Raw genomic sequence first — 22300 nt, forward strand, 5'->3', positions numbered from 1 at the left:
GAACGACAGACATGATCCTGGACAACTTCCAACTCGACGGCCGCGTGGCCATCGTCTCGGGCTGCAACACCGGCCTGGGGCAGGGGATGGCGGTCGCACTGGCCCAGGCCGGCGCGCACATCGTCGGCGTCAACGTGTCCGATCCGGGGGAGACGCGCAGCGAGGTCGAGCGGCTGGGTCGCCGCTTCCTCGACCTGCGCGCCAACCTGGGCGACATCAGCTGCATCGAGGGCCTCGTCGCCGAGGCCAAGTCGCTGACCGGCCGCGTCGACATCCTGGTCAACAACGCCGGCATCATCCGCCGCGAGGACGCCATCCGCTTCAGCGAGAAGGACTGGGACGACGTCGTCGACCTCAACCTGAAGACGGTGTTCTTCTTCTCGCAGGCGGTGGCCCGGCAATACCTGGCCCAGGGCGGCGGCGGCAAGATCATCAACGTCGCGTCCATGCTGTCCTTCCAGGGCGGCGTGCGGGTGCCGTCGTACACCGCCAGCAAGAGCGGCGTGATGGGCATCACCCGGCTGATGGCCAACGAATGGGCGTCGCATGGCATCAACGTCAACGCGATCGCGCCCGGCTACATGGCCACCAACAACACCGCCGCGCTGCGCCAGGACGAGACGCGCAACGCCGCGATCCTCGACCGCATCCCGGCCGGGCGCTGGGGCAGCCCGGACGATCTCGCGGGACCGGTCGTGTTCCTCGCCTCCAAGGCCTCGGACTACGTGAACGGCTATACCGTCGCGGTCGACGGGGGATGGCTCGCCCGCTGAGGGCTCTGCCTCGCGACCTCGCCCTTCCGGCGCGACGCGGTCCGTAGAGACCGCGCGCGCCCGCCGACGGAGACACGGCACATGTATGAGAACAAAAGGCTAGGCTTCCTGTTCGTCCTGCCATTCGTGCTGGGCGTGCTGCTGTTCAAGCTTTTCCCCTTCGTGATGAGCTTCGCGCTCAGCTTCACGCAGTACGACCTGATCGATCCGCCGACCTTCGTCGGACTGCGGAACTATGAGGAGCTCGCGACCGCGGATCCGCTGTTCCGAAAGTCGCTGGGCGTGACGCTGCTCTTCGCGCTGCTGGCGGTGCCGCTGCGCGTGGGCTTCGCGCTGTTCATCGCGCATGTGCTGAACTTCAAGCTGCGCGGCATCAACTTCTTCCGCGCCGCGTTCTACATCCCGTCCATCCTCGGCGGCTCGATCGCGGTGGCGGTGCTGTGGCGTTTCGTCTTCGCGCGCAACGGCCTGGTGAACCTGGTGCTGATGAAGCTGGGCATCGAGCCGATCGCGTGGCTGGCCGACGAGCATTACTCGATGTGGACCATCGTGCTGCTGTTCACCTGGCAGTTCGGCTCGGCGATGGTGATCTTCCTGGCGGCGCTGCAGAACGTGTCGATCTCGCTCTACGAGGCGGCGGAGTGCGACGGCGCCAGCAAGATGCAGCAGTTCTGGAAGATCACCGTCCCGCTGATCACGCCGGTGATCTTCTTCAACGTGATCATGCAGATGGTGCACGCGTTCCAGGAGTTCAACGGCCCGTACATGATCACCGAGGGCGGTCCGTTGCACTCGACCTACGTGCTGGCGCTCTACATCTACGACCAGAGCTTCCGCTTCTTCAACCTGGGTTACGGCGCGGCGCTGTCGTGGGTGCTGTTCGCGCTGGTCGGCGGCCTCGCGGCGCTGTCCTTCTGGAGCTCGAAGTACTGGGTCTTCTACTCCGGCGAGAAGGAGACCAAGCGATGAGCCGCCGCTCTTCCGAACTCCCTCTCCCGCTTGCATCAGAGCGCAGAGACGAAGGTCTCGGTGCCCCTTCACTCCCTCTCCCGCTTGCGGGAGAGGGCGGGGGTGAGGGCAGCGGTGGCGGCACCGCGCCGGCCCTGATCCTCGGCCGCGACCGCGGCAACCGCACCTTGCGCTACCTCGCGCTGGGCGCGGTGGCCATCGTGATGCTCTACCCGCTGCTGTGGCTGATCGGCGCCTCCTTCAAGAGCAACGCCGAGATCTTCAGCTCCGCCGGTTTCCTGCCCGACCGCCTCGACTTCAGCGCCTACGCCAAAGGTTGGAAGACCAGCACCGAATACACCTTCGCCACCTACTTCCTCAACAGCTTCCTGATCACCATCCCGCGCATCATCGTCACGGTGATCTCCTGCGTGCTGGTGGCCTACGCCTTCGCGCGCTTCGAGTTCTGGGGCCGCAAGCTGCTCTTCAGCATCATGATCGCCACGATGATGCTGCCGCTGATCGTGCTGCGTCTGCCGCAGTACCTCGTGTTCCGCGAGATCGGCTGGCTGGACTCCTACCTGCCGCTGATCGTGCCCTCGGCCTTCGCGACGGACACCTTCTTCGTCTTCATGCTGGTGCAGTTCCTGCGAGGCATCCCGCGCGACATGGAAGAGGCCGCGCAGATCGACGGCTGCAACGCGCTGCAGCTGCTCTGGCACATCATCGTGCCGCTGCTTAAGCCGGCCATCATCTCCGTGGTCGTCTTCCAGTTCATCTGGACGATGAACGACTTCATGGGCCCGCTGATCTACCTCGCGTCGGTCGAGAAGTACCCCGTCTCCCTCGCGCTGAAGATGAGCATCGGCGCGACCGAGGAAGTCGAGTGGGCCAACGTGATCGCGATCTCGGTGGTGGCGCTGATCCCGTCGGTGGCGGTGTTCTTCGCGGCGCAGAAGCACTTCATCGAAGGCGCGACGTCCAGCGGCGTCAAGGGATGACCCCAGCGCACACAAGAAGAGAACCCGGAGACACGACGTGGCAAGACTGAGCCTCAACAAGATCGAGAAGGTGTACCCCAACGGCTTCAAGGCCGTGCACGGGGTGGACCTGGAAGTGCGGGACGGCGAGTTCATGGTCTTCGTCGGCCCGTCGGGCTGCGCGAAGTCGACGCTGCTGCGGATGATCGCGGGGCTGGAGAGCATCACCGGCGGCGAGCTGCGCATCGGCGATCGCGCCGTCAACGCGCTGCCGCCCAAGCAGCGCGGCATCGCGATGGTGTTCCAGAACTACGCGCTGTACCCGCACATGAAGGTCTACGACAACCTGGCCTTCGGCCTGAAGCTGGCCGGCACGCCGAAGGCGGAACTGGACCAGCGCGTGCGCCACGCCGCGGGCCTGCTGGAGATGGAGCATCTGCTCGACCGTTATCCGAAGCAGCTCTCCGGCGGCCAGGCGCAGCGCGTCGCGGTGGGCCGGGCCATCGTGAAGAAGCCGGACGTGTTCCTCTTCGACGAGCCGCTGTCCAACCTCGACGCCAAGCTGCGCGCCGCGATGCGCGTGCGACTCACCGAGTTGCACCGCACGCTGCGCGAAAGCCGCCAGCCGGCGACGACGGTCTACGTGACCCACGACCAGGTCGAGGCGATGACGATGGGCGAGCGCATCTGCGTGCTCAAGGACGGCGTGATACAGCAGGTCGACACGCCGACGGCGCTGTACGACCGGCCGGCGAATGCCTTCGTGGCGGGCTTCATCGGATCGCCGGAGATGAACCTGCTGGCGGCGCGGCTGCTCGCGACCGACAACGGCCTGGCCGTCGAGGTCGGCGGGGCGAAGCTGCCGCTGCCCGCAGAGAAGACGGCCGGCGTCACGTCGCTGCCGCGTCTGGCGGACGCCGCGTTGACCTTCGGTCTGCGGCCCGAGCACATCGGCCTCGTGCCGCGCGCACAGGGCGACAGCGTGCCGGTCTCCGCGCGGGTGCGCTTCACCGAACACATGGGCTCGGAGGTCTATCTGCATGCGGATCTCGGCCCGCTGCCGATCTCCGCACGCATTCCGGCCGAGCAGGCGGTGGCGCTGAGCGGCCTCGCCCGAGGCGACGCCGTGACGCTGCATCTGCAGATGTCGGCGTGCCATCTGTTCGACGCGACGAGCGGGCTGAATCTGCTGACGATGCCGGCCGCGTCCGCATCCTCGACGTCGTCGACAGCGGCGTCGACCTCGACTTCCGGGACCTACGCATGAGCCTGCCGCGACGACAGCTGCTGGGCATTGCCGCGGGATCGGCCGCGGTCGCCGCGACCGCGGGCGTGACGGCGGCGCTGACCGCCTCGGGCCTGCGCGCGCAGGACAAGCCCACCGTGCTGCGCTTCGCCTGGTGGGGCGGCGCCGGCCGGCACGAGGCGACGCTGAAGGCGCTCGCGCTCTTCGAGCGCCGCCACGGCGTGCGCGTGAAGGCCGAATACATGGGCTTCAACGGCTACCTGGAGCGGCTGACGACGCAGATCGCCGGCGGCTCCGAGCCCGAGGTGATGCAGATCAACTGGGCGTGGATGGCGATGTTCAGCAAGCGGGGCAACGGCTTCGCGGATCTGAACCGGTTCGGGCGCCTGCTGGACCTCGCGCAGTTCGACCGCGAGGACCTCGCCTACGGCGACGTTGCCGGCAAGCTGAACGCGCTGCCGGTCTCGTTCAGCGCGCGGGTGATGCTGTGGAACCAGGCGGCCTTCGATCGCGCCGGCCTCGCGCTGCCCAGGACCTGGGACGAGCTCTTCGCCACGGGACCGGCTTTCCGTCGGATCCTCGGCGAGAACGCGTATCCGCTCGACGGCGAGCTCTACGACATGATGCTGCTCTCCCAGGCCTGGGTGCAGCAGCGGCACGGCATGGCCTACGTCGATCCCGCGCAGCCGCGCGTGGCGATGAACGAGGCGGCGGCGCTCGACTGGGTGCGCACCTACAAGCGGCTGGTCACCGACCACGTCGCGACGCCGCTGCCGCTGCGCGCCAGCCTCGGCGGCGCGGAGAAGCCGACCGAGCAGCAGCCCGACTGGGTCGTCGGCCGCTGGGCCGGCAACTACACCTGGGACTCGGTCATCGCGCTGCGCGCGTCCACGCTGGACAAGCAGCAGAAGCTGGTGCTCGGCGAGTTTCCGACGCTGCCCGGCGCGCTCGACAGCGGCATGTTCGGGCGACCCACGGTGATGTACGCGGTGAGCCGTCATGCGGAGAAGAACGGCCGCGCGGAGATGGCGGCCAAGCTCGTCAACTTCCTGCTGACGGATCCGGAGGCCGCGGCGCTGCTCGGCCGCACGCGCGGTCTGCCGTCGGCGCGCGGGCCCTACGAGCAGTTGAAGGCGGCGGGCAAGTTGCCGCCGCTGGAGGTCGCCGCGCACGAGCAGATCAAGGTGCAGCGCGAGTCGGGCCGACTCAAGCGCCCCGCGCCGCTGTTCGAGCACGCGCGGCTGCACAAGTTCATGCGCGAGGTCTTCGAGACCGTCGCCTACAACAAGACCAGCGATGTCGATGCCGCTCGTCGTTTGGTCACGGAAGGCCAGGCCTTGCTGCAACGGATCAAGTGAAAGCCATCATGAAAGCCAACGAACGACAGCTCCATTTCGTCACTCGCGAGGATCCGGACACCGGCGCGCGCGTCACGCGGCTGACGCCCACCGACGTGACCTGCCATCGCAACTACTTCTATCAGAAGTGTTTCACCAACGATGGATCCCAGCTGATCTTCGGCGCGGAGTTCGGGCCGGGGACGAGCTGGAACTACCACCTGCTCGACCTGAAGACGCAGGTCGCGACGCAGCTCACCGACCAGCCGGGCGAGAACACCTTCGGCGGCTTCCTCAGCCCCGACGATCGTCATCTCTACTTCGTCCGCGCGGAGCGGCAGCTGATCCGCCTGTCCATGCGGGATCTGGGCGAGGAGGTCGTCTACACCGTGCCCGAGGGCTGGGTCGGCTACGGCACCTGGGTGGCGAATTCGGCCTGCACGAAGATGGTCGGCATCGAGATCGCGGCGAGCGACTGGTTCCCGCTCAGCGACTGGCAGAAGTTCCACCAGATGTTCCATGCGAAGCCGCGCTGCCGCCTGATCCGCATCGACCTGGCGACCGGCGCGCGCGAGGTGATCCTCGAGCAGCAGGGCTGGCTGGGCCATCCGCAATACCGGCCGGGCGACGACAACACCGTTGCGTACTGCCACGAAGGACCGCACGACCTCGTGGACGCGCGCATGTGGTTCATCGACGAGGATGGCCGCAACGTCCGCTGCGGCCGCCGCCACGATCCGGGCGAGAGCTGCACCCACGAGTTCTGGGTGCCGGACGGCTCCGCGATGATCTACGTCTCCTACCTGAAGGGGCAGCGCGATCGCTGGATCTGCTCGCTCGATCCGGTGACGCTCGAATCGAAGCGATTGACGCGCATGCCGCCGTGTTCGCACCTGATGAGCAACCAGGACGGCACGCTGCTGATCGGCGACGGCTGCGATTCGCCGGCCGACGTTGCCGACACCGGCAGCCACCAGATCGCGACCGATCCCTTCCTGCACCTCTTCGACCTGAAGGCCGGCACCGAACGCCGCGTCGCGCGGCACGACAGCTCCTGGCGCGTCTACAAGGGCAACCGGCAGGTCACCCATCCGCATCCGTCCTTCACGCCGGATGAGAAGCAGGTCCTCTTCAGCGCCGACGCCGAGGGCGAACCGGCGCTGTATCTGGCGGACCTGTGATGCGGATGGCTCGTGTCGTCGCGGCGGTCGTGGGCGCGATGACGCTGCTCGGCGCTTCGGCACAGGAACGCCCGCAGCTCAGCGATGCACAGGCGGCCACGATGACGATGGCGGGCTACCTCGGCGACTGGCAGCCGGCACCGCTGGATCCGGTGCGCTGGACGCCGACCTTCGTCGTCGCAGCTGACGGGAGTGGAACGCACCGCACGGTGCAGGCGGCGATCGATGCATTGCCCGCGAAGACTGCGGCGACGTCGACCACGTCGCCCCCGTCGCGCGCATACGTGCTGGTGAAGCCCGGCACGTACCGTGAGCCGCTCTGCATCCAGGACAAGGCGCCGTTCACGCTGTACGGCGCGGGCGAACCTTCCGAGGTCGTGATCGTCGAAGGCCGCTACAACGCGCTGCCCAAGGCCAAAGGCGAGTCGGCGCACCGTTGCATGCCGCTGCTCGACGCCGAGAGCTATGGCACGCCGGGAAGCGCCAGTGTGATGCTGTTCAGCGACGATGCTCAACTCGCTCGCCTGACCATCGCGAACGACGCGATGGACCGCGTCCGCGATGGTCAGGGCTATCCGGCCGGTGTCGCGGAGAGCGGCGGCGCGCAGGCTGTCGCGCTGATGACGCGCGGCGACCGGATCCAGCTGGAGCAGGTCCGGCTCATCGGGCATCAAGACACGTTCTATGCGGAGCGCAACGTCGCATCGGCATCCACGGGCGGGCGCGGGCCGCACGCCGTACCCGACGAAGCGCGCGTACTCGCGCGGCGCTCGGAGATCCGCGGCGATGTTGATTTCATCTTCGGCGGCGCGACGCTGGTCATCGACCACAGCCTCATCGTCAGTCGCGCCGGTCGCCGAGTCCCGGGCCACGGGGGCCACGTGATCGCGCCCAGCACGCCCAACGCGCTGGCGCGCGGCTTCCTGATCCAGGACTCGCGCTGGCTGGCAGAGCCCGGCGTGGCGCCGGCGAGCATCAGCCTGGGCCGGGCCTGGGACCGCGGCGTCGCCCGCGGCGAATGGCGCGCGTCGCCGTCGATCCCGAACGGGCAGGCGCTGCTGCGTGGCAACCTCTTCGGCCCGCATCTGGCGCCTTGGTCGGCATCGACCTCGCGACGTCCCTTCAACGCCGTCGGCGATTCCGCCAACCGCATGGCCGAGTACCGCAACCTCACGCTGCCCGACGCGGTGCCGGTCGCCGCATTCGACGCGGTCGCGTCGGGCGACGGCTGGGCGTCGATGAACGGCGGCACGATCGGCGGTGCGAAGGCGAAGCCGGAGGCGGTCCGCGTCGTGCGCACGCGCGCGGACCTCGACGCGGCGATCGCGCTCGGCGACACGCCCAAGCTGATCGCGCTCGCGGCGCGCATCGACCTCGCCGCGGACGCGTCCGGACGGCGCCTGGGCATGGACGACTTCCGCGATCCCGCCTTCGACTTCGACGCCTTCGTCCGGCAATACGACCCGGCGACCTGGGGTCGCCGCGATCCCTCGGGGCCGCTCGAAGATGCGCGCAAGCGCTCGGCGAAGAAGCAGGCCGCGCAGGTCGTCGTCAAGGTGCCGTCGAACACGACGATCGTCGGCATCACGCCCGACGCCGGCTTCGGCGGCGGTTCGCTGATGCTGGACAAGGTCTCGCAGGTGATCCTGCGCAACCTGCGTTTCTCCGATGCCTACGACTTCTTCCCCGCCTGGGATCCCAACGACAACGGCCACGGCGAGTGGAACTCCGAGTACGACACCGTCTCGCTGCGCGAAGCCACGCAGGTGTGGGTCGACCACTGCGCCTTCGACGATGGCGAGCGGCCGGATCCGCGCGAGCCGGTGGCGCTGGGCCAGCGCCTGCAGCGTCACGACGGGCTGCTCGACATCACCCGACGCTCCGACTTCGTCACCGTGTCCTGGAACCTCTTCCGCCGGCACGACAAGACGATGCTGATCGGCGGCAGCGACGGGCACCGCGACGATCGCGGCCACCTGCGCGTGACGCTGCACCACAACCTCTGGGAGCAGCTCAAGGAACGCACGCCGCGCGTGCGCTACGGGCAGGTGCACGTCGCCAACAACCTCTACGTCGCGACGGCCGGCGGCGACTATCCCTACGGCTACTCGATCGGGGTAGGCATCGCCTCGCAGGTGTTGAGCGAGCACAACGTCTGGGAGGCGTCGCCGGGTATTGGCCCCGAACGCATCGTGCGCCTGCTCAAGGGCGATCGCCTCGAGGATCGCGGCTCCCGCTTCAATGGCGACCCCGTCGATCCGGTGCGCCTGCTGCGCGCCGCGACCCCTGACAAGGCTGTCGTCGGCGAGTCCGGCTGGACGCCGCCGTACCGGCTGTCCATCGATGTTGCGGCCGATGTGCCCGCCCGGGTTCGCGCGGGCGCGGGGACGGGCCGGCTGTGGTGAAATCTCCCCTTTCCAGGAAACCCTTGCGCATGGATGACGATCTGAACGATGGCAAGCAGCAGCCCGAATCCGTGGCCGCGGTGCTCAAGGTGTTCGCCATCCTGCAGGCCCTGTCAGAACGCAGTGATACCGGTATCTCGGAACTGTCCGTGCGGCTGGCCATGCCCAAGGCGACGGTCTACCGCTTCCTGCAGACGATGAAGACGCTGGGCTACGTCCGCCAGGAGACCGACAGCGAGCGCTACGGTCTGGCGATGAAGGTCTTCGAGATCGGCGCCAAGGCGCTGCAGTACCCGGACCTGGTCGACCTGTCCAAGCACCACATGCAGATGCTGGCCGACGCCACCGGCGAGACGGTGCACCTGGGCACCTTGATCGACAGCGAGATCATCTACGTCCACAAGGTCGATTCGAAGCACATGCTGGGCATGTACTCGCGCATCGGCCGGCGCGCGCCGCTGCATTGCACGGCGATCGGCAAGGTGCTGATGGCCTGGGAGCATCCGGAGCGTCGCGCCCGCGTGCTGGCCGGGGCCGAGTTCCAGCGCTTCCGCGACAAGACCATCACCGAGCCGGCGGCCTTCCAGGCCGAACTGGAGCGGGTGAAGGGGCAGGGCTTCGGCGAGGACCGCGAGGAATTCGACGATCACATCCGCTGCATCGGCGTGCCGATCTTCGACCGGCTGGGCCAGCCGATCGCGGGCATGAGCGTCAGCTTCCCGACCTTCCGTTACGACGACGCCAAGGCGCCGGAGGTCGTGGCGATGCTGCAGGCGGCGAGCCGGGACATCTCGGCACGGCTGGGCTGCACGAAGTTCCCGCTGGACGTCGCCGCCTGAGGCACTCAGCGCGGCCCCCTTCGCTTCCCCACCGCTTCCTTCCGAAAACGCGCAGCATCGGCGCGACACCGCGATAACGTGGTTGTCGTCCGGGTCGATGTTGTCGTACAACTGACCCCGTGATGAATGCTTCGTTGACCCGTTCCCGTCCGAAATCGCTGGCGCTCGGCCTTGTCCGCGCGCTGGAGGACCGGATCCGTGCGGGTGCGCTCGCCAACGGCGACAAGCTGCCGACCGAGGCGGCGATCATGGCCGAGTTCGAGGTCAGCCGGACGGTGGTCCGGGAGGCGATCTCGAAGATGCAGGCGGCGGGGCTGGTCGAGACCCGGCACGGCATCGGGACCTTCGTCCTGGGGCTGGGGGAGGGTGGTCCGTTCCGGATCGGCGCCGAACAGATGGCGACGCTGCACGACGTGGTCGCGGTGCTGGAGCTGCGCATCGGCATCGAGACCGAGGCGGCCGCGCTGGCCGCGCAGCGTCGCAGCGATGCGAACCTGAACAACATGCGCGCGGCGCTGTCGGCCTTCGCCGAGGCGGCGCAGGCGGGCCGCGACGCGGTGGCGGCGGACTTCCAGTTCCACCTGGAGATCGCGCGCGCGACCGGCAACCCGCACTTCGAGCAACTGATGGCGACGCTGGGGGCGCCGAGCATCCCCCGCGCACGCCTCGCGAGCCTGGCGGCGGCCGGCGATGAGGACCCGCTCGCGCAGCGCGAGTACCTGCTGCGCGTGAACGCGGAGCACGAGAGCATCCTCGACGCGATCGCCGCGCGCGACACCGAGGCCGCGCGTGCCGCCATGCGGACACACCTGGCCAACAGCCGCGAGCGCCGCCGCCGTGCGGCACTTGCGCTGCAGGACAAGCGCTGAGCGACGCAGCGCGATCAGACCTCGACGGCCTGTTCGCCCGAGTCTTCCTTGGTCTCTTCGACCTTGAACTTCCAGCCTTTGCGGCCTGAGGTGGCCACGATCTTCTGACGCACGAGCCGTTCGACGGTCATGATCCGGTCGAAGGCTGACCTGACCGTTTCGTCGCCGGCGGCGTGTGCGAAGAAGTAGAACCTCAACAGCGTGTCGTTCGCCCTCGGGACCTTGCCGTGCCGTTCCCACAGGCTCACGTTCTGCTCGCTGACGCCTTGGACCTTCGCCATTGCCGCCTGCGACAGGCGCAGGTGGACGCGCAGGAAGCGGAACTCCTTGCCGGTGAGTCGCCCGGGTTTGTGCGCCACCTGGACGGCAATCTCCCGCAGCAGTTCGTCCGCCGCGGTCACGGAGTAGGCTTTTCCATAGGCGGTGTCGATTTCGTTGTAGCCGTTGGCAAGCCACACGTTGTCGAGACCGCATTCGGTGTAGTGATACATCGTCATTTCCAGCATCCCCTAGCAGGCCGTTCCTCGGCCCAGACAGGCTGGAAATCGTAGGCTTGCGCCGGTGCGGCGCTCGCGAGGCGTGTCGCGAACTCCCCATAGTTCAACTCGGTAAATTGCAGCCAAGAACTGGCTTCGATACGTGTATTCCCCGATCCGCCGAGCGGACTCCGCGCCTTGTCATCCGCTCGACTCAACTTGTATGATGACTGACAACAAGGCCGCCAAGGCGCCGCCGGGCTGAGTCCCGAAGGCGCACCAAGAGCGGTTTCCACGGTTCCTTCCCGGAGACAAACCATGACCGTTCCGACCCGCCGCCTGGCCGTCAAAGTGGGTGCCGCCCTCGGCGCCGCCGTCCTGTCCACCTTCGCGGCCGGCCTGGCGCACGCCAGCGGCTTCCCCGAGCGGCCGGTGACCATCGTGGTCCCGTTCCCCGCCGGCGGTTCCACCGACATGCTGGCCCGCGCCATGGGCGCCGAGCTGCAGAAGAAGTGGGGCCAGACCGTCATCGTCGACAACCGCCCCGGCGCCACCGGCACCCTGGGCACCACCCAGGTCAAGCGCGCCGCGCCGGACGGCTACACGCTGCTGGTGTCCTCCCTCGGCCCGTTCGTCATCGCGCCGCATCTGATCAAGGCCGTCCAGTACGACGCCCTCAAGGACATCGACCTGCTCACCGTTGCCATCCAGGCGCCCAACGTGCTGGTCGTGCCCGCCGCGTCCCCGCTCAAGAGCGTCAAGGACGTCATCGACACGCTCAAGAAGGAGCCCGGCAAGATGAGCTTCGCCTCGTCGGGCAACGGTTCCTCCGACCACCTCACCGCTGAGCTGTTCTGGCTGCAGACCGGCACCAACGGCCTGCACGTCCCGTACAAGGGCGGCGCCCCCGCGATCAGCGACCTGCTGGGCGCGCAGATCGACGCCTCCTTCCAGAACGTCAACGCGGTGCTGCCGCACATCCTCGGCGGCAAGCTGCGCGCGCTGGCCGTGACCGGCGACAAGCGCTCCGCCGTGCTGCCCAACGTGCCCACGCTGTCCGAGTCAGGCATCAAGGGCGCCGACGTCTACTCCTGGCAAGGTGTCGCCGCGCCCAAGGGCCTGCCGCCCGCCGTGCGCGCGCAGCTGCAGAAGGACATCGTCGCCGCGCTGCACGACCCGGCGGTCAAGCAGAAGTTCTCCGACATCGGCATCGAGACCGTCGCCAACACGCCCGACCAGGCGCAGGCCTTCCAGAAGACCGAGTTCGCGCGCTGGAAGCAGCTCATCGAGACCCGCAAGATCACCGCCGATTGATTCAGATTGACCAGGAGCTTCTCGTGAGCGCAAGCAGTCCCATCGTCACCTCCGCCCGCGCGATCCCGGTCGCCGGGCGCGACGGCATGCTCATGAACCTGAGCGGCGCGCACGCGCCGTTCTTCACCCGCAACCTGCTGATCCTCGAGGACGACGCCGGCCACGTCGGCATCGCCGAGATCCCCGGCGGCGAGCCCATCCGCAAGACGCTCGAACAAGCCGGCGAGTTGCTGATCGGCCAGCCGGTCGCGAAGTGGAACGCGCTGCTCGCGCAGGTCCGCGAGAAGTTCAAGGGCCTGGACAGCGGCGGCCGCGGCCTGCAGACCTTCGACCTGCGGACCACCATCCACGTGCTCACCGCCGTCGAATGCGCGCTGCTGGACCTGCTCGGCCAGCACCTGGGCGTGCCGGTGTGCGAGCTGCTCGGCGAAGGCAAGCAGCGCGACAGCGTCGCGATGCTGGGCTACCTGTTCTTCGTCGGCGACCGCACGAAGACGGGCCTGGCCTACAAGACGCCCGAGGACGAGGCCGGCAGCGACGCCACGACCGACGCCTGGCTCAAGGTCCGCCACCACGTCGCGATGACGCCGGAGACCATCGTCGAGCAGGCCGCCGCCGCGCAGGCGCGCTACGGCTTCAAGGACTTCAAGCTCAAGGGCGGCGTGCTGCGCGGCGAGGAAGAGGTCGAGGCGATCAAGGCGCTGAAGGCGCGTTTCCCCGAAGCGCGCGTCACGCTGGATCCCAACGGCGGCTGGCTGCTGAAGGATGCGATCCGCCTGTTGCGCGACCTGGGCGGCGTGCTCGCCTACGCCGAGGACCCTTGCGGCGCCGAGGAAGGCTTCTCGGGCCGCGAGGTGATGGCCGAGTTCCGCCGCGCCACCGGCCTGCCGACGGCCACCAACATGGTGGCCACCGACTGGCGCCAGTTCACCCACGCGCTCAGCCTGCAGTCCGTCGACATCCCGCTGGCCGATCCCCACTTCTGGACGATGTCCGGCGCGGTCCGCGTCGCGCAGACCTGCCGCGACTTCGGCCTGACCTGGGGCTCGCATTCCAACAACCACTTCGACGTGTCGCTGGCGATGTTCACCCACGCCGCCGCCGCCGCGCCGGGTCGGCTCACCGCGATCGACACGCACTGGATCTGGCAGGACGGCCAGTTCCTGACCGAGAAGCCGCTGCAGATCGTGGAAGGCGAGGTTGCCGTGCCGACCGCGCCCGGCCTGGGCGTGACGCTCGACATGAAGGCCGTGGAAGCGGCCCACCAGCTCTACCTGCAGCACGGCCTGGGCGCGCGCGACGACGCCATCGCCATGCAGCACCTGATCCCCGACTGGAAGTTCGATCCCAAGCGGCCCTGCATGGTCCGCTGAACGATCCCCCCGAACGACACCTGGAGAGAGACAACATGCAAGACAAGACATTCGCCCGCCGTGCCCTCATCGCCGCCGCCGCCGTCGCCGCGGTGGCAGGTGTTGCCCCCAGCGCCTTCGCGCAGGCCGCCTGGCCCAGCAAGCCGCTGAAGATCATCGTTCCCTACACCCCGGGCGGTTCCTCGGACATCATCGCCCGCATCATTTCTCCGATGCTGGGCGAAGCGCTCAAGCAGACCGTCATCGTCGAGAACAAGCCCGGCGCCAGCGGCAACATGGGCGCCGACCAGACGTCCAAGGCCAACGACGGCTACACCATCATGCTGTGCGACGTCAGCGCGCTGGCCATCAGCCCGTCGCTGTACACCAAGCTCAACTTCGATCCGTCCAAGGACCTGAAGGGCGTGGCGATGCTGGCCTACTCGCCGCACATGCTGGTCGTCCACCCGTCGGTGCCGGCCAACAACCTGAAGGAACTGGTCGAGCTGTCCAAGAAGTCCAAGATCGACTTCGCCGTCACCGCGATGGGCAGCGCGCCGCACCTGGCCGGTTTCCAGGTCGCCAGCCTGACCGGCGCGAAGTGGGAATACATCCCGTACAAGGGCGGCTCGCAGGCCGTCACCGACACCATCGCCGGTCAGACGCAGGTGCTGATGAACGGCATGCTCGCGACGCTGCCCTTCGTGCAGCAGAACAAGCTCAAGGTCATCGGCGTCAGCAAGTCCACCCGCGTGCCGCTGCTGCCCAACGTGCCGACGCTGGCCGAGCAGGGCGCCACCGGCTTCGAGTCCGGCACCTGGCAGGGCATCCTCGCCCCGGCCAACATGCCCAAGGCCAACATCGACAAGCTGTCGGCCGCGCTGATTTCGATCATCCGCTCGCCGGAAGTCCGCGCGCGCCTGGCCGCGCAGGGCGCCGAGGTCAGCACCATGAACCCGACCGAGATGGACACCTTCTTCAACGCCGAGCGCAAGAAGTGGGCGGGCGTCGTGGCCAAGAGCGGGCTGAAGCTCGATTGATCGCCGATGGCCGCATCGACGGCCGCATCGTGGGATGCGGGCGTGGATGCGGCAGCGGATGCCCGTTTTGATTCAGACCTGAGGAGCCCGTCATGCCGACGCCGACCACGCCCTATTCCGCCTTCCCCAACACGCTGCGCCAGCGCCTGATCGCCGGCGAGCGCCTGATCGGCTGCTGGTGCTCGCTGGCCAGCCCGATCAGCACCGAGGTGCTGGGCCTGGCCGGCTTCGACTGGCTGCTGCTGGACGGCGAGCATTCGCCCAACGACGTCACCAGCTTCGTGCCGCAGCTGATGGCGCTCAAGGACAGCGTCAGCGCGCCGGTCGTGCGGCCGAGCACCAACCACGCCGTCGAGATCAAGCGGCTGCTGGACGCCGGCTTCTCCAACCTGCTGATCCCCTTCGTCGAGTCCGCCGAGCAGGCGCTCTACGCGGTGCAGGCCACGCGGTATCCGCCGCAGGGCTTCCGCGGCGTGTCGGTCTCGCAGCGCAACAACCGCTACGGCACAGTGCCGGGCTATTTCCAGGGCATCAACGAGCAGATCGCCGTGATCGTCCAGATCGAGAGCCCCATCGGCGTCGCGGCCGTCGCGGAGATTGCCGCGGTGGACGGCGTGGACAGCGTCTTCATCGGACCGCAGGACCTGGCCGCGGGCTACGGCCATCTCGGCAACCCGAGCCACCCGGACGTGCAGGCGGCGATGGCCGCGATCTTCGCGGCGTGCAAGGCGGCGGGGAAGCCGGTCGGCATCCTCGCGCCGGTCGAAGCGGATGCGCGTCGTTATCTCGACATGGGCGCGACGTTCGTCGCCGTGGGCAGCGACCTGGGCCTCTTCCGCTCAGCCACGCAAGGCCTGCGCGACAAGTACAAGGATTGATTCAGGAGTATTCGAATGAGCATCAAGATCGGTTTCATCGGCCTGGGCATCATGGGCGCGCCCATGGCGGTGCGTCTCGCGCAAGGCGGGCATCCGCTGTTCGTCCAGACGCGCAGCAAGGTCCGTGAGGAAGTGGCCGCCGCCGGCGCCACCGTCTGCGCCAGCGCGACGGAAGTGGCCGAGAAGGCCGACGTGATCTTCACGATGGTCCCGGACACGCCGGACGTCGAGCGCGTGCTGTTCGGCGAAGGCGGCATCGCCGCCGCGTTCGCCGGCGGCAAGGGCGCGGGCAAGACGGTCGTGGACATGAGCTCGATCTCGCCGATCGCGACCAAGGACTTCGCGGCCCGCATCGAGGCACTCGGCGCCGAGTGGCTGGACGCGCCGGTCTCCGGCGGCGAGGTCGGCGCCAAGGCCGGCACGCTGTCCATCATGGTCGGCGGCAAGGAAGCCACCTTCGCGCGCATCAAGCCGCTGTTCGAGTTGATGGGCAAGAACATCACGCTGGTCGGCGGTGCGAGCGCGGGCCAGGTCACCAAGGTCGCCAACCAGATCATCGTGGCGCTGAACATCGCCGCCGTGAGCGAGGCGCTGGTCTTCGCATCCAAGGCCGGCGCCGATCCGGCCAAGGTGCGCGAGGCGCTGATGGGCGGCTTCGCCTCCAGCCGCATCCTCGAAGTCCACGGCGAGCGCATGATCAAGCGCACCTTCAACCCGGGCTTCCGGATCGCGCTGCACCAGAAGGACCTGAACCTGGCGCTGCAGAGCGCCAAGGCGATGAGCCTGGCGCTGCCCAACACGGCCAGCACCGCGCAGCTGATGCAGGCCGCCGCGGCGCAGGGCTGGGACCAGCTCGACCACTCGGCGCTGGTGCGGGCGCTGGAAGTGCTGGCCAACCACGAGGTCGGTAGCACTACGGACGCCGGCTGAGGGGACAGGTCTCCACAATCGACGGTCATGAGCCAGCCCATCGACGCTTCCGCCGCTTCCGCCTCGCCGGCCGACCTGGTCGCTGATCCCCGCGCCCTGCTGAAGCACCTCTACCGCGTCGCGGTGGACCGTGCGCTGCCGGGGAAGATCCTGGCCAGCCACCTGCCGCCGCCTCCGAAGGGGCGGACGCTGGTGATCGGCGCGGGCAAGGGCGGCGGGTCGATGGCGCAGGCCTTCGAGGCCGCCTGGCCGGCCAGCGCGCCCACGACCGGGCTGGTGATCACGCGCTACGGCCACATCCCGCCGGACTACCGGCCGCGCCGCATCGAGATCGTCGAGGCCGCGCACCCGGTGCCCGACGCCGCCGGCGAGCGCGCCGCGGCCCGGATGATGCAGATGGTGCGGGATTTCAACCCGACCGCCGACGATCAGGTGATCTGCCTGATCTCGGGCGGCGGTTCGGCGCTGATGCCGCTGCCGGCCCCGGGACTGACGCTGGCCGACAAGCAGGCGGTCAACCGCGCGCTGCTGGCCAGCGGCGCCAACATCGTTGAGATGAACTGCGTGCGCAAGCACCTCAGCGGGATCAAGGGCGGGCGGCTGGCCGCCGCCTGCGCGCCGGCCAAGGTGCTGACGCTGATGATCTCCGACGTGCCCGGCGACGATCCGCAGGTGATCGCCTCCGGCCCGACGGTGCCCGACGCGAGCACCTGCGCCGAGGCGCTGGCGATCTGCTGGCGCTACCGCATCACCTTGCCGCAGGTCGCGGTCGACGCGCTGGAACGCGGCGACTGGGAAACGCCCAAGCCCGGCGACAAGTGCTTCGACGGCCATGAGCAGCGCATCATCGCGGCGCCGCGCCAGAGCCTGCTCGCGGCCGCCGAGGCGGCGCGCGCGCTGGGCATCACCGCGCACGTGCTGTCCGACGAGATCGAGGGCGAGTCCCGCGAGGTCGGTCGCGTGCACGCGGCGCTGGCGCGATCGGTGGCGCGGCATGGCGAGCCCTTCGCCAAGCCCTGCCTGATCCTGTCCGGCGGCGAGACCACGGTGACGCTGGTGCCCCAGCCGGGACGCGGCGGCCGTGCCGGGGAGTTCGTGCTCGGCTGCGCGATCGCGCTGGACGGGCAGCCGGAGGTCTGGGGCCTGGCCGCGGACACCGACGGCATCGACGGCGTCGAGGACAACGCCGGCGCCTTCCTCAGCCCGAGCACCCTGGAGCGGGCTCGCGCGCTGGGTCTGAAGCCGGCGGACCTGCTGGCGGCCAACAACGGCTACGCGCTGTTCGAGGCGCTCGGCGATCTCCTGATCACCGGGCCGACGCAGACCAACGTCAACGACTTCCGCGCGCTGCTGATCCGCTGAGGCCCATGAGGCCGGAAGGGCCGCCGAGGCATTTCACAGATATCCCCCCATCGAGCGAATCGAGGGGGAGATTGATCAGAAGTTGACGCGCCTCAAGGCAATTTCCGTCGAGGGCGAGGACAGTCCGGCATTCCCGTTTTCCGAGAATTGCCGAGCATGCCCGTGATCGCCCCTCTGACCTCCGACCCTTCTCCTGCCGCCAGCGCCGGCCTGATCCCCGGCCCCGCGCATCCGATCCCCTGGCGCGCTTTGCTCGGCGACGTGCTGCTGGACGGCGACAGCTGGTCCGCGCTGGCCGGCATGACCCAGGTGCGCCGCTGCCAGGCCGGGGAGCTGGCCATCCGTCGCGGCGACGCCGCCGTGGCCATGCTGGCGCTGTGCGAGGGCAAGGTCGCCGCGCGCGGGCCGCTGACCGGGCCGCACTGGCTGGACCTGCACACCGCCTGGCTGGAGGGCCGCTACGAGGAGGACGTCGGCGTCGTCTCCGCCTCGGCACTGGTGATGGTCTGGCCGATGTCGGTGGCGACGATGTGGCTGCGCTCGCAGCCGCTGGTGCTGGAGGCGCTGGTGCGGGTCTCGTCCGCGCAGATGCGGGACGCGCAGGACGCGATCCGCGGCCTGACGATGAAGGACGCCACCGGTCGGGTGGCCGCCTGGCTGCTCGCGCAGGCGGGGGCCGCGCAGGAGCTGCAGCTCGCCGAGCGCAAGCGGGACGTGGCGGCGCAGCTGTCGATCTCGCCGGAGACGCTGTCGCGCACGCTGCGCCAGCTCGCCGATCGTGGCGTCGTGGCGGTCCGGGGCTACCGCATCGGGTTGCTGGACCGGGTCGAACTGCTGGCGCTGGCGCGCGGTCGCTGAGCGGCTTAGACTCGTCGCCACACTTTCCGTTGCGTCCCAAGGAGGCCAATGTGACGATCGCCAGCGTGACCCCCGCCACCACCACCGTTTCCAGCGCGGAACGATTCTTCGGGGGGCACGCCAGCCTTCCGGTGATGCCCGAGGTCGGACGCAAGCTGCTGCGCAGCCTGGACGACGACGGCGTGTCGCTCGGCCAGATCGCCGAGCTGATCGGCAAGGACTCGACGCTCGCGGCCAAGGTGCTGCGGCTGGCCAACTCGGCGCGCTACAGCCCGTCGCACACGATCAGCACCTTGCAGGACGCGGCGATGGCGCTGGGCCTGGAGACGCTGCGCAACCTCGCGATGGCGGCCAGCCTGACGGGCACCTTCCCCGATGTGAAGGGCCTGGACCGCCAGCGCTTCTGGCGCCACAGCATGCGCACGGCCGGGTATGCGCGGCTGCTGGCCAAGCTGCTGCAGGGCGACGCGGACACCGCCTACCTCGCCGGCCTGATGCTGCGCACCGGGCAGCTGATGATGGCGATGACCGAGCCGGACCAGGTCGCGGACGTGGAGGCCCACGCGGGCGAGCCGGGCAGCCGCTTCTCGCTGGAGTCCAGCCGCTTCGGCTGCACGCATGCGGACGTGACGGCGGCGCTGGCGGCGCACTGGCACTTCCCGGCCGATCTGGTCGAGGCCTTCAAGGACGCGAACGTGCCGCTGGAGGTCAAACCCTTCTCGATGCTCGCCGCGATCCTGCATCTCTCGGAGGTGATCGCCGACGCCTGCGACCAGAACGCCGATCGCATCGCCGCGCTGACGACGGCGGTGCCGGAACTGGTCGAGCACCTCCACCTGGACCTCGACTTCCTGCGCCTGCGCCTGGACGGCTGCGGGGATCCGGGACAGGACGTGGAGCTGATGCTCAAGTGAGGCGGCGCTGAGGTAAGGTCAGCCGTTTCACGATCCAGACGAGCATCGGAGACAGCATGACGACCTACCAGGGAAGCTGCCACTGCGGACGCGTGGCTTACGAGGTGGACGGCGAGATCGACGGCGCGATGGCCTGCAACTGCTCGATGTGCCAGCGCAAGGGCTCGCTGCTGTGGTTCGTGCCGCGCGCGCAGTTCCGTTTGAAGACCGACGACGCGGCGGCGTCCACCTACCTGTTCAACAAGCACGCGATCAAGCATCGCTTCTGCGCGGTGTGCGGGATCCATCCGTATGCCGAAGGCACCGATCCCAAGGGCAACGCGATGGCGGCGATCAACGTGCGCTGCCTTGAAGGCATCGATCTGGAGAGCGTTCCGGTCACGCATTACAACGGCCGGGACGCCTGAGGCCGCGCTCTGACTGCCGAGTCAGCTGGCCCTCACCCCCACCCTCTCCCGCAAGCGGGAGAGGGAGTCCGGCCGCCTCCACTCGCAGCGCCGGCTCATCTTTCCGTGTCTCCCGCTTGCGGGTAAGGAAGCCACACGAAGTCCACGCTGCACCGATTCCCTCTCCCGCTTGCGGGAGAGGGCAGGGGTGAGGGGCGCGCGCAGCGCGCGGGATCCAGGCAGTCATGCGGCCTCTTACTCCTTCTCCCGCACTGCGGGAGAAGGGGTCGAGCTCAGCGCCCGCTCACAGCTTCGTGATCCGCACCCAGTTCAGGTTCCACCCGCTCGCCGGCGCATAGACGCCGAGCGCGTAGGTGCCGGCGTTCACGTTCACCGTGTGCGACACCGTCGTCCAGTTCTGCCATCCGCCGGTCGCCGGGATCGTGACCTGGCCGAGCTGGATGCTGCCGGCGTTCAGATCCAGCGACAGCCGCGCGCCGCTCGGGCTGGCGACGCGGTACTCGACGCGATAGCTGCCGCTGGTCGGGAAGTTGACGTTCGCGTAGGCCATCCAATCGCCGGCGTCGATCCAGCCGACGTTGCGTCCGCCTTCGCTGCAGGCCTCGGTCTGCACGCCGCTCTGGCTGGTGAAGCTCTCAGCCTCGATCAGCTTGCCCGTCGCCGGCGGGGGCGTCGTGCCGCCGCCGATCTCCGAGCGGATCGCCGTCAGCAGGCTGTTGGCGCCGTTGGCGTCCTGCGCCAGCTCCCAGATCATCACGCCCGAGCCCTGCTGCAGCCCCAGGCGCGTCTTGGCCTTGATCGTCGGGATGCCGTTGTAGGTGATGTAGCCGCAGCTGGCGCACAGCGTGCCGACCAGATCTTTCTGCGCCGCCGCCGCGCCGAACTGGTTGAGGATGTCGTTGAAGCCGTAGTCCGACGCATAGCCGTTGAAGCCGTAGCCGTAGAACGGCACGCCCAGCACCAGCTTCTCCTTTGGCAACCCGCGCGACTGCCAGGTCGCGACGTCGCGCTGCGCCTGCGCGTAGGACGAGTGCTCCTGACCGACCTGACCCCAGCTCGGTCCCACGTTGTCGTAGGACATGATGGTCACGAAGTCGAAGTGCGGAATCGAGGACACGGGCACCATCCCGCCTTCGTAGCTCGCCGTGGCCGCGGTGACCAGCTTGCCGGGCAGCGCGGCGCGCAGCGCCTGGATGAAGGGCGTGTAGTTGCCGGCGCGGTCGATGGCGGTCAGCAGGCTGCCCTCGATGTCGATGTCGGCGCCGTCCAGACCGTAGGTGTTGACGAACTGCGCCAGGCCGTTGACCGTCGCCGCGCGGTTGCCCGGCTGCAGCAGCGTCTGCCAGTTGCCGGAGCAGCCGGGGATCCCGCCGCCGGCCACCGAGATCAGCACCTTCGCGCCGGCCGCGCGGGCCTTCTGCACCACGTACTGGATGTCGGCGCCGGAGGCGTCCATGCAGGTCGGATTGCCATTGCTGAGGAAGGCGCCGCTGGCCGACGGATTCGCGAAGGCGAGGTTGATGTGGGTGAGCTTGCTCAGATCGGTGCGGTCGGCGACGGCGCGCAGGTTCTTCCACGCCGGGATGTAGCCGACCACCTTGGTCTGCGCGAGGGCGCTGGACGCCACGCCGCACAGGGCGAGCGCGGCCAGCAGGCCGGTGAGAACCGGACGACGGAACGATGCGGACAGAGTCATTGGAAGCTCCCTTGGGGTTGAGGGACCGGTCCCGGGATCCGCGCGACGTCGCGCGGCCACGGGTCGATCGCCGGCGATTCTGTGGCGTTTGGTGAAATCGCTTTCATGGTTGTCCCTGAATCGGCGACGCTCGTTCCGTATCGAATGCAACGAGGCGTTGTGCGACCCGGCGACCGGAGCGGCCCGTGTCCGCTGTGTAAAGCGCGAAACCCTGGAAACCTGCTTGCGCCCGCTTACCAATCGGCGCCACCGGTTGCAGGTCGTGCGAGGAGCGCTTCGAATAATCCGCCGCCTACCTCCAAAGGTCTAAAGGACGGATTCCATGACGATCACCACGACGCGCTCCGGCGCTGCCCTGCGCCTGCACCCGCTGGCCCTGTCCCTGGTCATGGCCGGCGTGCTCGCCGGTTGCGGCGGCGGCAGCGACGGCGCCGGCGCGCTGGTCGGCGCGGCGCGCCAGAACGGCGGCGCCACGACCGCGTCCACCGGCTCGAC

The 22300-nt window shown here is 68.7% G+C and carries 20 protein-coding genes; 18 read left to right on the plus strand and 2 right to left on the minus strand.

The features are described from left to right. Nucleotides 1-11 precede the first annotated feature (11 nt). The 9 genes from kduD (at nucleotide 12) to VF536_RS16105 (ending at nucleotide 10578) form a co-directional block, all read left to right on the plus strand. A complete protein-coding gene (gene kduD / locus VF536_RS16065; RefSeq protein WP_088403267.1) occupies nucleotides 12-773 on the plus strand; it encodes a 2-dehydro-3-deoxy-D-gluconate 5-dehydrogenase KduD in 762 nt (253 codons plus the stop codon). 81 nt (nucleotides 774-854) lie between these two features. After that, nucleotides 855-1742: a sugar ABC transporter permease gene (locus tag VF536_RS16070; RefSeq protein WP_331615873.1), complete on the plus strand. Its 888-nt coding sequence runs from the start codon at nucleotides 855-857 to the stop codon at nucleotides 1740-1742. After that, nucleotides 1739-2722, plus strand: a complete 984-nt coding sequence (locus VF536_RS16075; RefSeq protein ID WP_331615874.1) for a carbohydrate ABC transporter permease — start codon at nucleotides 1739-1741, stop codon at nucleotides 2720-2722. The genes VF536_RS16070 and VF536_RS16075 overlap by 4 nt, the downstream gene beginning before the upstream one ends. A gap of 37 nt (nucleotides 2723-2759) precedes the next feature. Next, on the plus strand, nucleotides 2760-3968 hold the full coding sequence (locus tag VF536_RS16080; protein ID WP_331615875.1) for a sn-glycerol-3-phosphate ABC transporter ATP-binding protein UgpC: 1209 nt from the start codon (nucleotides 2760-2762) through the stop codon (nucleotides 3966-3968). After that, on the plus strand, nucleotides 3965-5305 hold the full coding sequence (locus VF536_RS16085) for an ABC transporter substrate-binding protein (RefSeq protein ID WP_331615876.1): 1341 nt from the start codon (nucleotides 3965-3967) through the stop codon (nucleotides 5303-5305). The genes VF536_RS16080 and VF536_RS16085 overlap by 4 nt, the downstream gene beginning before the upstream one ends. An 8-nt stretch (nucleotides 5306-5313) precedes the next feature. After that, nucleotides 5314-6465, plus strand: a complete 1152-nt coding sequence (locus tag VF536_RS16090) for an oligogalacturonate lyase family protein (RefSeq protein ID WP_331615877.1) — start codon at nucleotides 5314-5316, stop codon at nucleotides 6463-6465. A gap of 5 nt (nucleotides 6466-6470) precedes the next feature. Further along, complete coding sequence (locus VF536_RS16095; RefSeq protein WP_331615878.1) at nucleotides 6471-8870, plus strand: hypothetical protein; 2400 nt, start codon at nucleotides 6471-6473, stop codon at nucleotides 8868-8870. 29 nt (nucleotides 8871-8899) lie between these two features. Then, the gene (gene kdgR, locus VF536_RS16100; RefSeq protein WP_331615879.1) at nucleotides 8900-9709 is read left to right on the plus strand and encodes a DNA-binding transcriptional regulator KdgR; all 810 of its coding nucleotides are present in this window, start codon (nucleotides 8900-8902) and stop codon (nucleotides 9707-9709) included. A 122-nt stretch (nucleotides 9710-9831) separates the two neighbouring features. Further along, nucleotides 9832-10578, plus strand: a complete 747-nt coding sequence (locus tag VF536_RS16105; RefSeq protein ID WP_331615880.1) for a FadR/GntR family transcriptional regulator — start codon at nucleotides 9832-9834, stop codon at nucleotides 10576-10578. Between the two features lie 14 nt (nucleotides 10579-10592). Here VF536_RS16105 and VF536_RS16110 read toward each other — a convergent pair whose 3' ends face one another. Continuing rightward, nucleotides 10593-11084 (minus strand): hypothetical protein, encoded by a 492-nt coding sequence (locus VF536_RS16110; RefSeq protein ID WP_331615881.1) that lies wholly within the window; start codon nucleotides 11082-11084, stop codon nucleotides 10593-10595. Between the two features lie 288 nt (nucleotides 11085-11372). Here VF536_RS16110 and VF536_RS16115 point away from each other — a divergent pair, with 288 nt between their 5' ends. The 9 genes from VF536_RS16115 (at nucleotide 11373) to VF536_RS16155 (ending at nucleotide 20109) form a co-directional block, all read left to right on the plus strand. After that, complete coding sequence (locus tag VF536_RS16115) at nucleotides 11373-12368, plus strand: tripartite tricarboxylate transporter substrate binding protein (protein ID WP_331615882.1); 996 nt, start codon at nucleotides 11373-11375, stop codon at nucleotides 12366-12368. 86 nt (nucleotides 12369-12454) lie between these two features. Next, the gene (locus VF536_RS16120; RefSeq protein ID WP_414710392.1) at nucleotides 12455-13741 is read left to right on the plus strand and encodes an enolase C-terminal domain-like protein; all 1287 of its coding nucleotides are present in this window, start codon (nucleotides 12455-12457) and stop codon (nucleotides 13739-13741) included. A gap of 35 nt (nucleotides 13742-13776) precedes the next feature. After that, entirely contained in the window at nucleotides 13777-14760 is a 984-nt protein-coding gene (locus tag VF536_RS16125; RefSeq protein ID WP_331615884.1) for a tripartite tricarboxylate transporter substrate binding protein, read from the plus strand. 92 nt (nucleotides 14761-14852) lie between these two features. Next, entirely contained in the window at nucleotides 14853-15638 is a 786-nt protein-coding gene (garL, locus tag VF536_RS16130) for a 2-dehydro-3-deoxyglucarate aldolase (RefSeq protein WP_331615885.1), read from the plus strand. Between the two features lie 15 nt (nucleotides 15639-15653). Further along, nucleotides 15654-16568: a 2-hydroxy-3-oxopropionate reductase gene (gene glxR / locus VF536_RS16135; protein WP_331615886.1), complete on the plus strand. Its 915-nt coding sequence runs from the start codon at nucleotides 15654-15656 to the stop codon at nucleotides 16566-16568. 27 nt (nucleotides 16569-16595) lie between these two features. Next, complete coding sequence (locus tag VF536_RS16140) at nucleotides 16596-17930, plus strand: glycerate kinase (protein WP_331615887.1); 1335 nt, start codon at nucleotides 16596-16598, stop codon at nucleotides 17928-17930. A gap of 156 nt (nucleotides 17931-18086) precedes the next feature. Beyond that, nucleotides 18087-18788 (plus strand): Crp/Fnr family transcriptional regulator, encoded by a 702-nt coding sequence (locus VF536_RS16145; RefSeq protein WP_331615888.1) that lies wholly within the window; start codon nucleotides 18087-18089, stop codon nucleotides 18786-18788. Between the two features lie 50 nt (nucleotides 18789-18838). After that, the gene (locus VF536_RS16150) at nucleotides 18839-19702 is read left to right on the plus strand and encodes an HDOD domain-containing protein (protein WP_331615889.1); all 864 of its coding nucleotides are present in this window, start codon (nucleotides 18839-18841) and stop codon (nucleotides 19700-19702) included. 56 nt (nucleotides 19703-19758) lie between these two features. Beyond that, nucleotides 19759-20109 carry a GFA family protein gene (locus VF536_RS16155; RefSeq protein WP_331615890.1) on the plus strand — a complete coding sequence of 117 codons (351 nt, stop codon included), beginning with the start codon at nucleotides 19759-19761 and terminating at the stop codon, nucleotides 20107-20109. A 283-nt stretch (nucleotides 20110-20392) separates the two neighbouring features. On the opposite strand, the gene VF536_RS16160 is transcribed toward VF536_RS16155, so the two are convergent. Next, a complete protein-coding gene (locus VF536_RS16160; RefSeq protein ID WP_331615891.1) occupies nucleotides 20393-21805 on the minus strand; it encodes a carbohydrate-binding protein in 1413 nt (470 codons plus the stop codon). Between the last annotated feature and the right edge of the window lie 495 nt (nucleotides 21806-22300).

This window comes from Roseateles sp. (genome assembly GCF_036486225.1).
GTDB lineage: Bacteria > Pseudomonadota > Gammaproteobacteria > Burkholderiales > Burkholderiaceae_C > Roseateles.

Coding starts and splice junctions, on each gene's coding strand:
- VF536_RS16125 (WP_331615884.1), top strand. CDS start 13,777: ATGCAAGACAAGACATTCGCCCGCCGTGCCCTCATCGCCGCCGCCGCC.
- VF536_RS16085 (WP_331615876.1), top strand. CDS start 3,965: ATGAGCCTGCCGCGACGACAGCTGCTGGGCATTGCCGCGGGATCGGCC.
- VF536_RS16115 (WP_331615882.1), top strand. CDS start 11,373: ATGACCGTTCCGACCCGCCGCCTGGCCGTCAAAGTGGGTGCCGCCCTC.
- VF536_RS16075 (WP_331615874.1), top strand. CDS start 1,739: ATGAGCCGCCGCTCTTCCGAACTCCCTCTCCCGCTTGCATCAGAGCGC.
- VF536_RS16070 (WP_331615873.1), top strand. CDS start 855: ATGTATGAGAACAAAAGGCTAGGCTTCCTGTTCGTCCTGCCATTCGTG.
- VF536_RS16105 (WP_331615880.1), top strand. CDS start 9,832: ATGAATGCTTCGTTGACCCGTTCCCGTCCGAAATCGCTGGCGCTCGGC.
- VF536_RS16145 (WP_331615888.1), top strand. CDS start 18,087: ATGCCCGTGATCGCCCCTCTGACCTCCGACCCTTCTCCTGCCGCCAGC.
- garL (WP_331615885.1), top strand. CDS start 14,853: ATGCCGACGCCGACCACGCCCTATTCCGCCTTCCCCAACACGCTGCGC.
- VF536_RS16120 (WP_414710392.1), top strand. CDS start 12,455: ATGCTCATGAACCTGAGCGGCGCGCACGCGCCGTTCTTCACCCGCAAC.
- kduD (WP_088403267.1), top strand. CDS start 12: ATGATCCTGGACAACTTCCAACTCGACGGCCGCGTGGCCATCGTCTCG.
- VF536_RS16155 (WP_331615890.1), top strand. CDS start 19,759: ATGACGACCTACCAGGGAAGCTGCCACTGCGGACGCGTGGCTTACGAG.
- glxR (WP_331615886.1), top strand. CDS start 15,654: ATGAGCATCAAGATCGGTTTCATCGGCCTGGGCATCATGGGCGCGCCC.
- kdgR (WP_331615879.1), top strand. CDS start 8,900: ATGGATGACGATCTGAACGATGGCAAGCAGCAGCCCGAATCCGTGGCC.
- VF536_RS16140 (WP_331615887.1), top strand. CDS start 16,596: ATGAGCCAGCCCATCGACGCTTCCGCCGCTTCCGCCTCGCCGGCCGAC.
- VF536_RS16160 (WP_331615891.1), bottom strand. CDS start 21,805: ATGACTCTGTCCGCATCGTTCCGTCGTCCGGTTCTCACCGGCCTGCTG.
- VF536_RS16095 (WP_331615878.1), top strand. CDS start 6,471: ATGGCTCGTGTCGTCGCGGCGGTCGTGGGCGCGATGACGCTGCTCGGC.
- VF536_RS16090 (WP_331615877.1), top strand. CDS start 5,314: ATGAAAGCCAACGAACGACAGCTCCATTTCGTCACTCGCGAGGATCCG.
- VF536_RS16110 (WP_331615881.1), bottom strand. CDS start 11,084: ATGCTGGAAATGACGATGTATCACTACACCGAATGCGGTCTCGACAAC.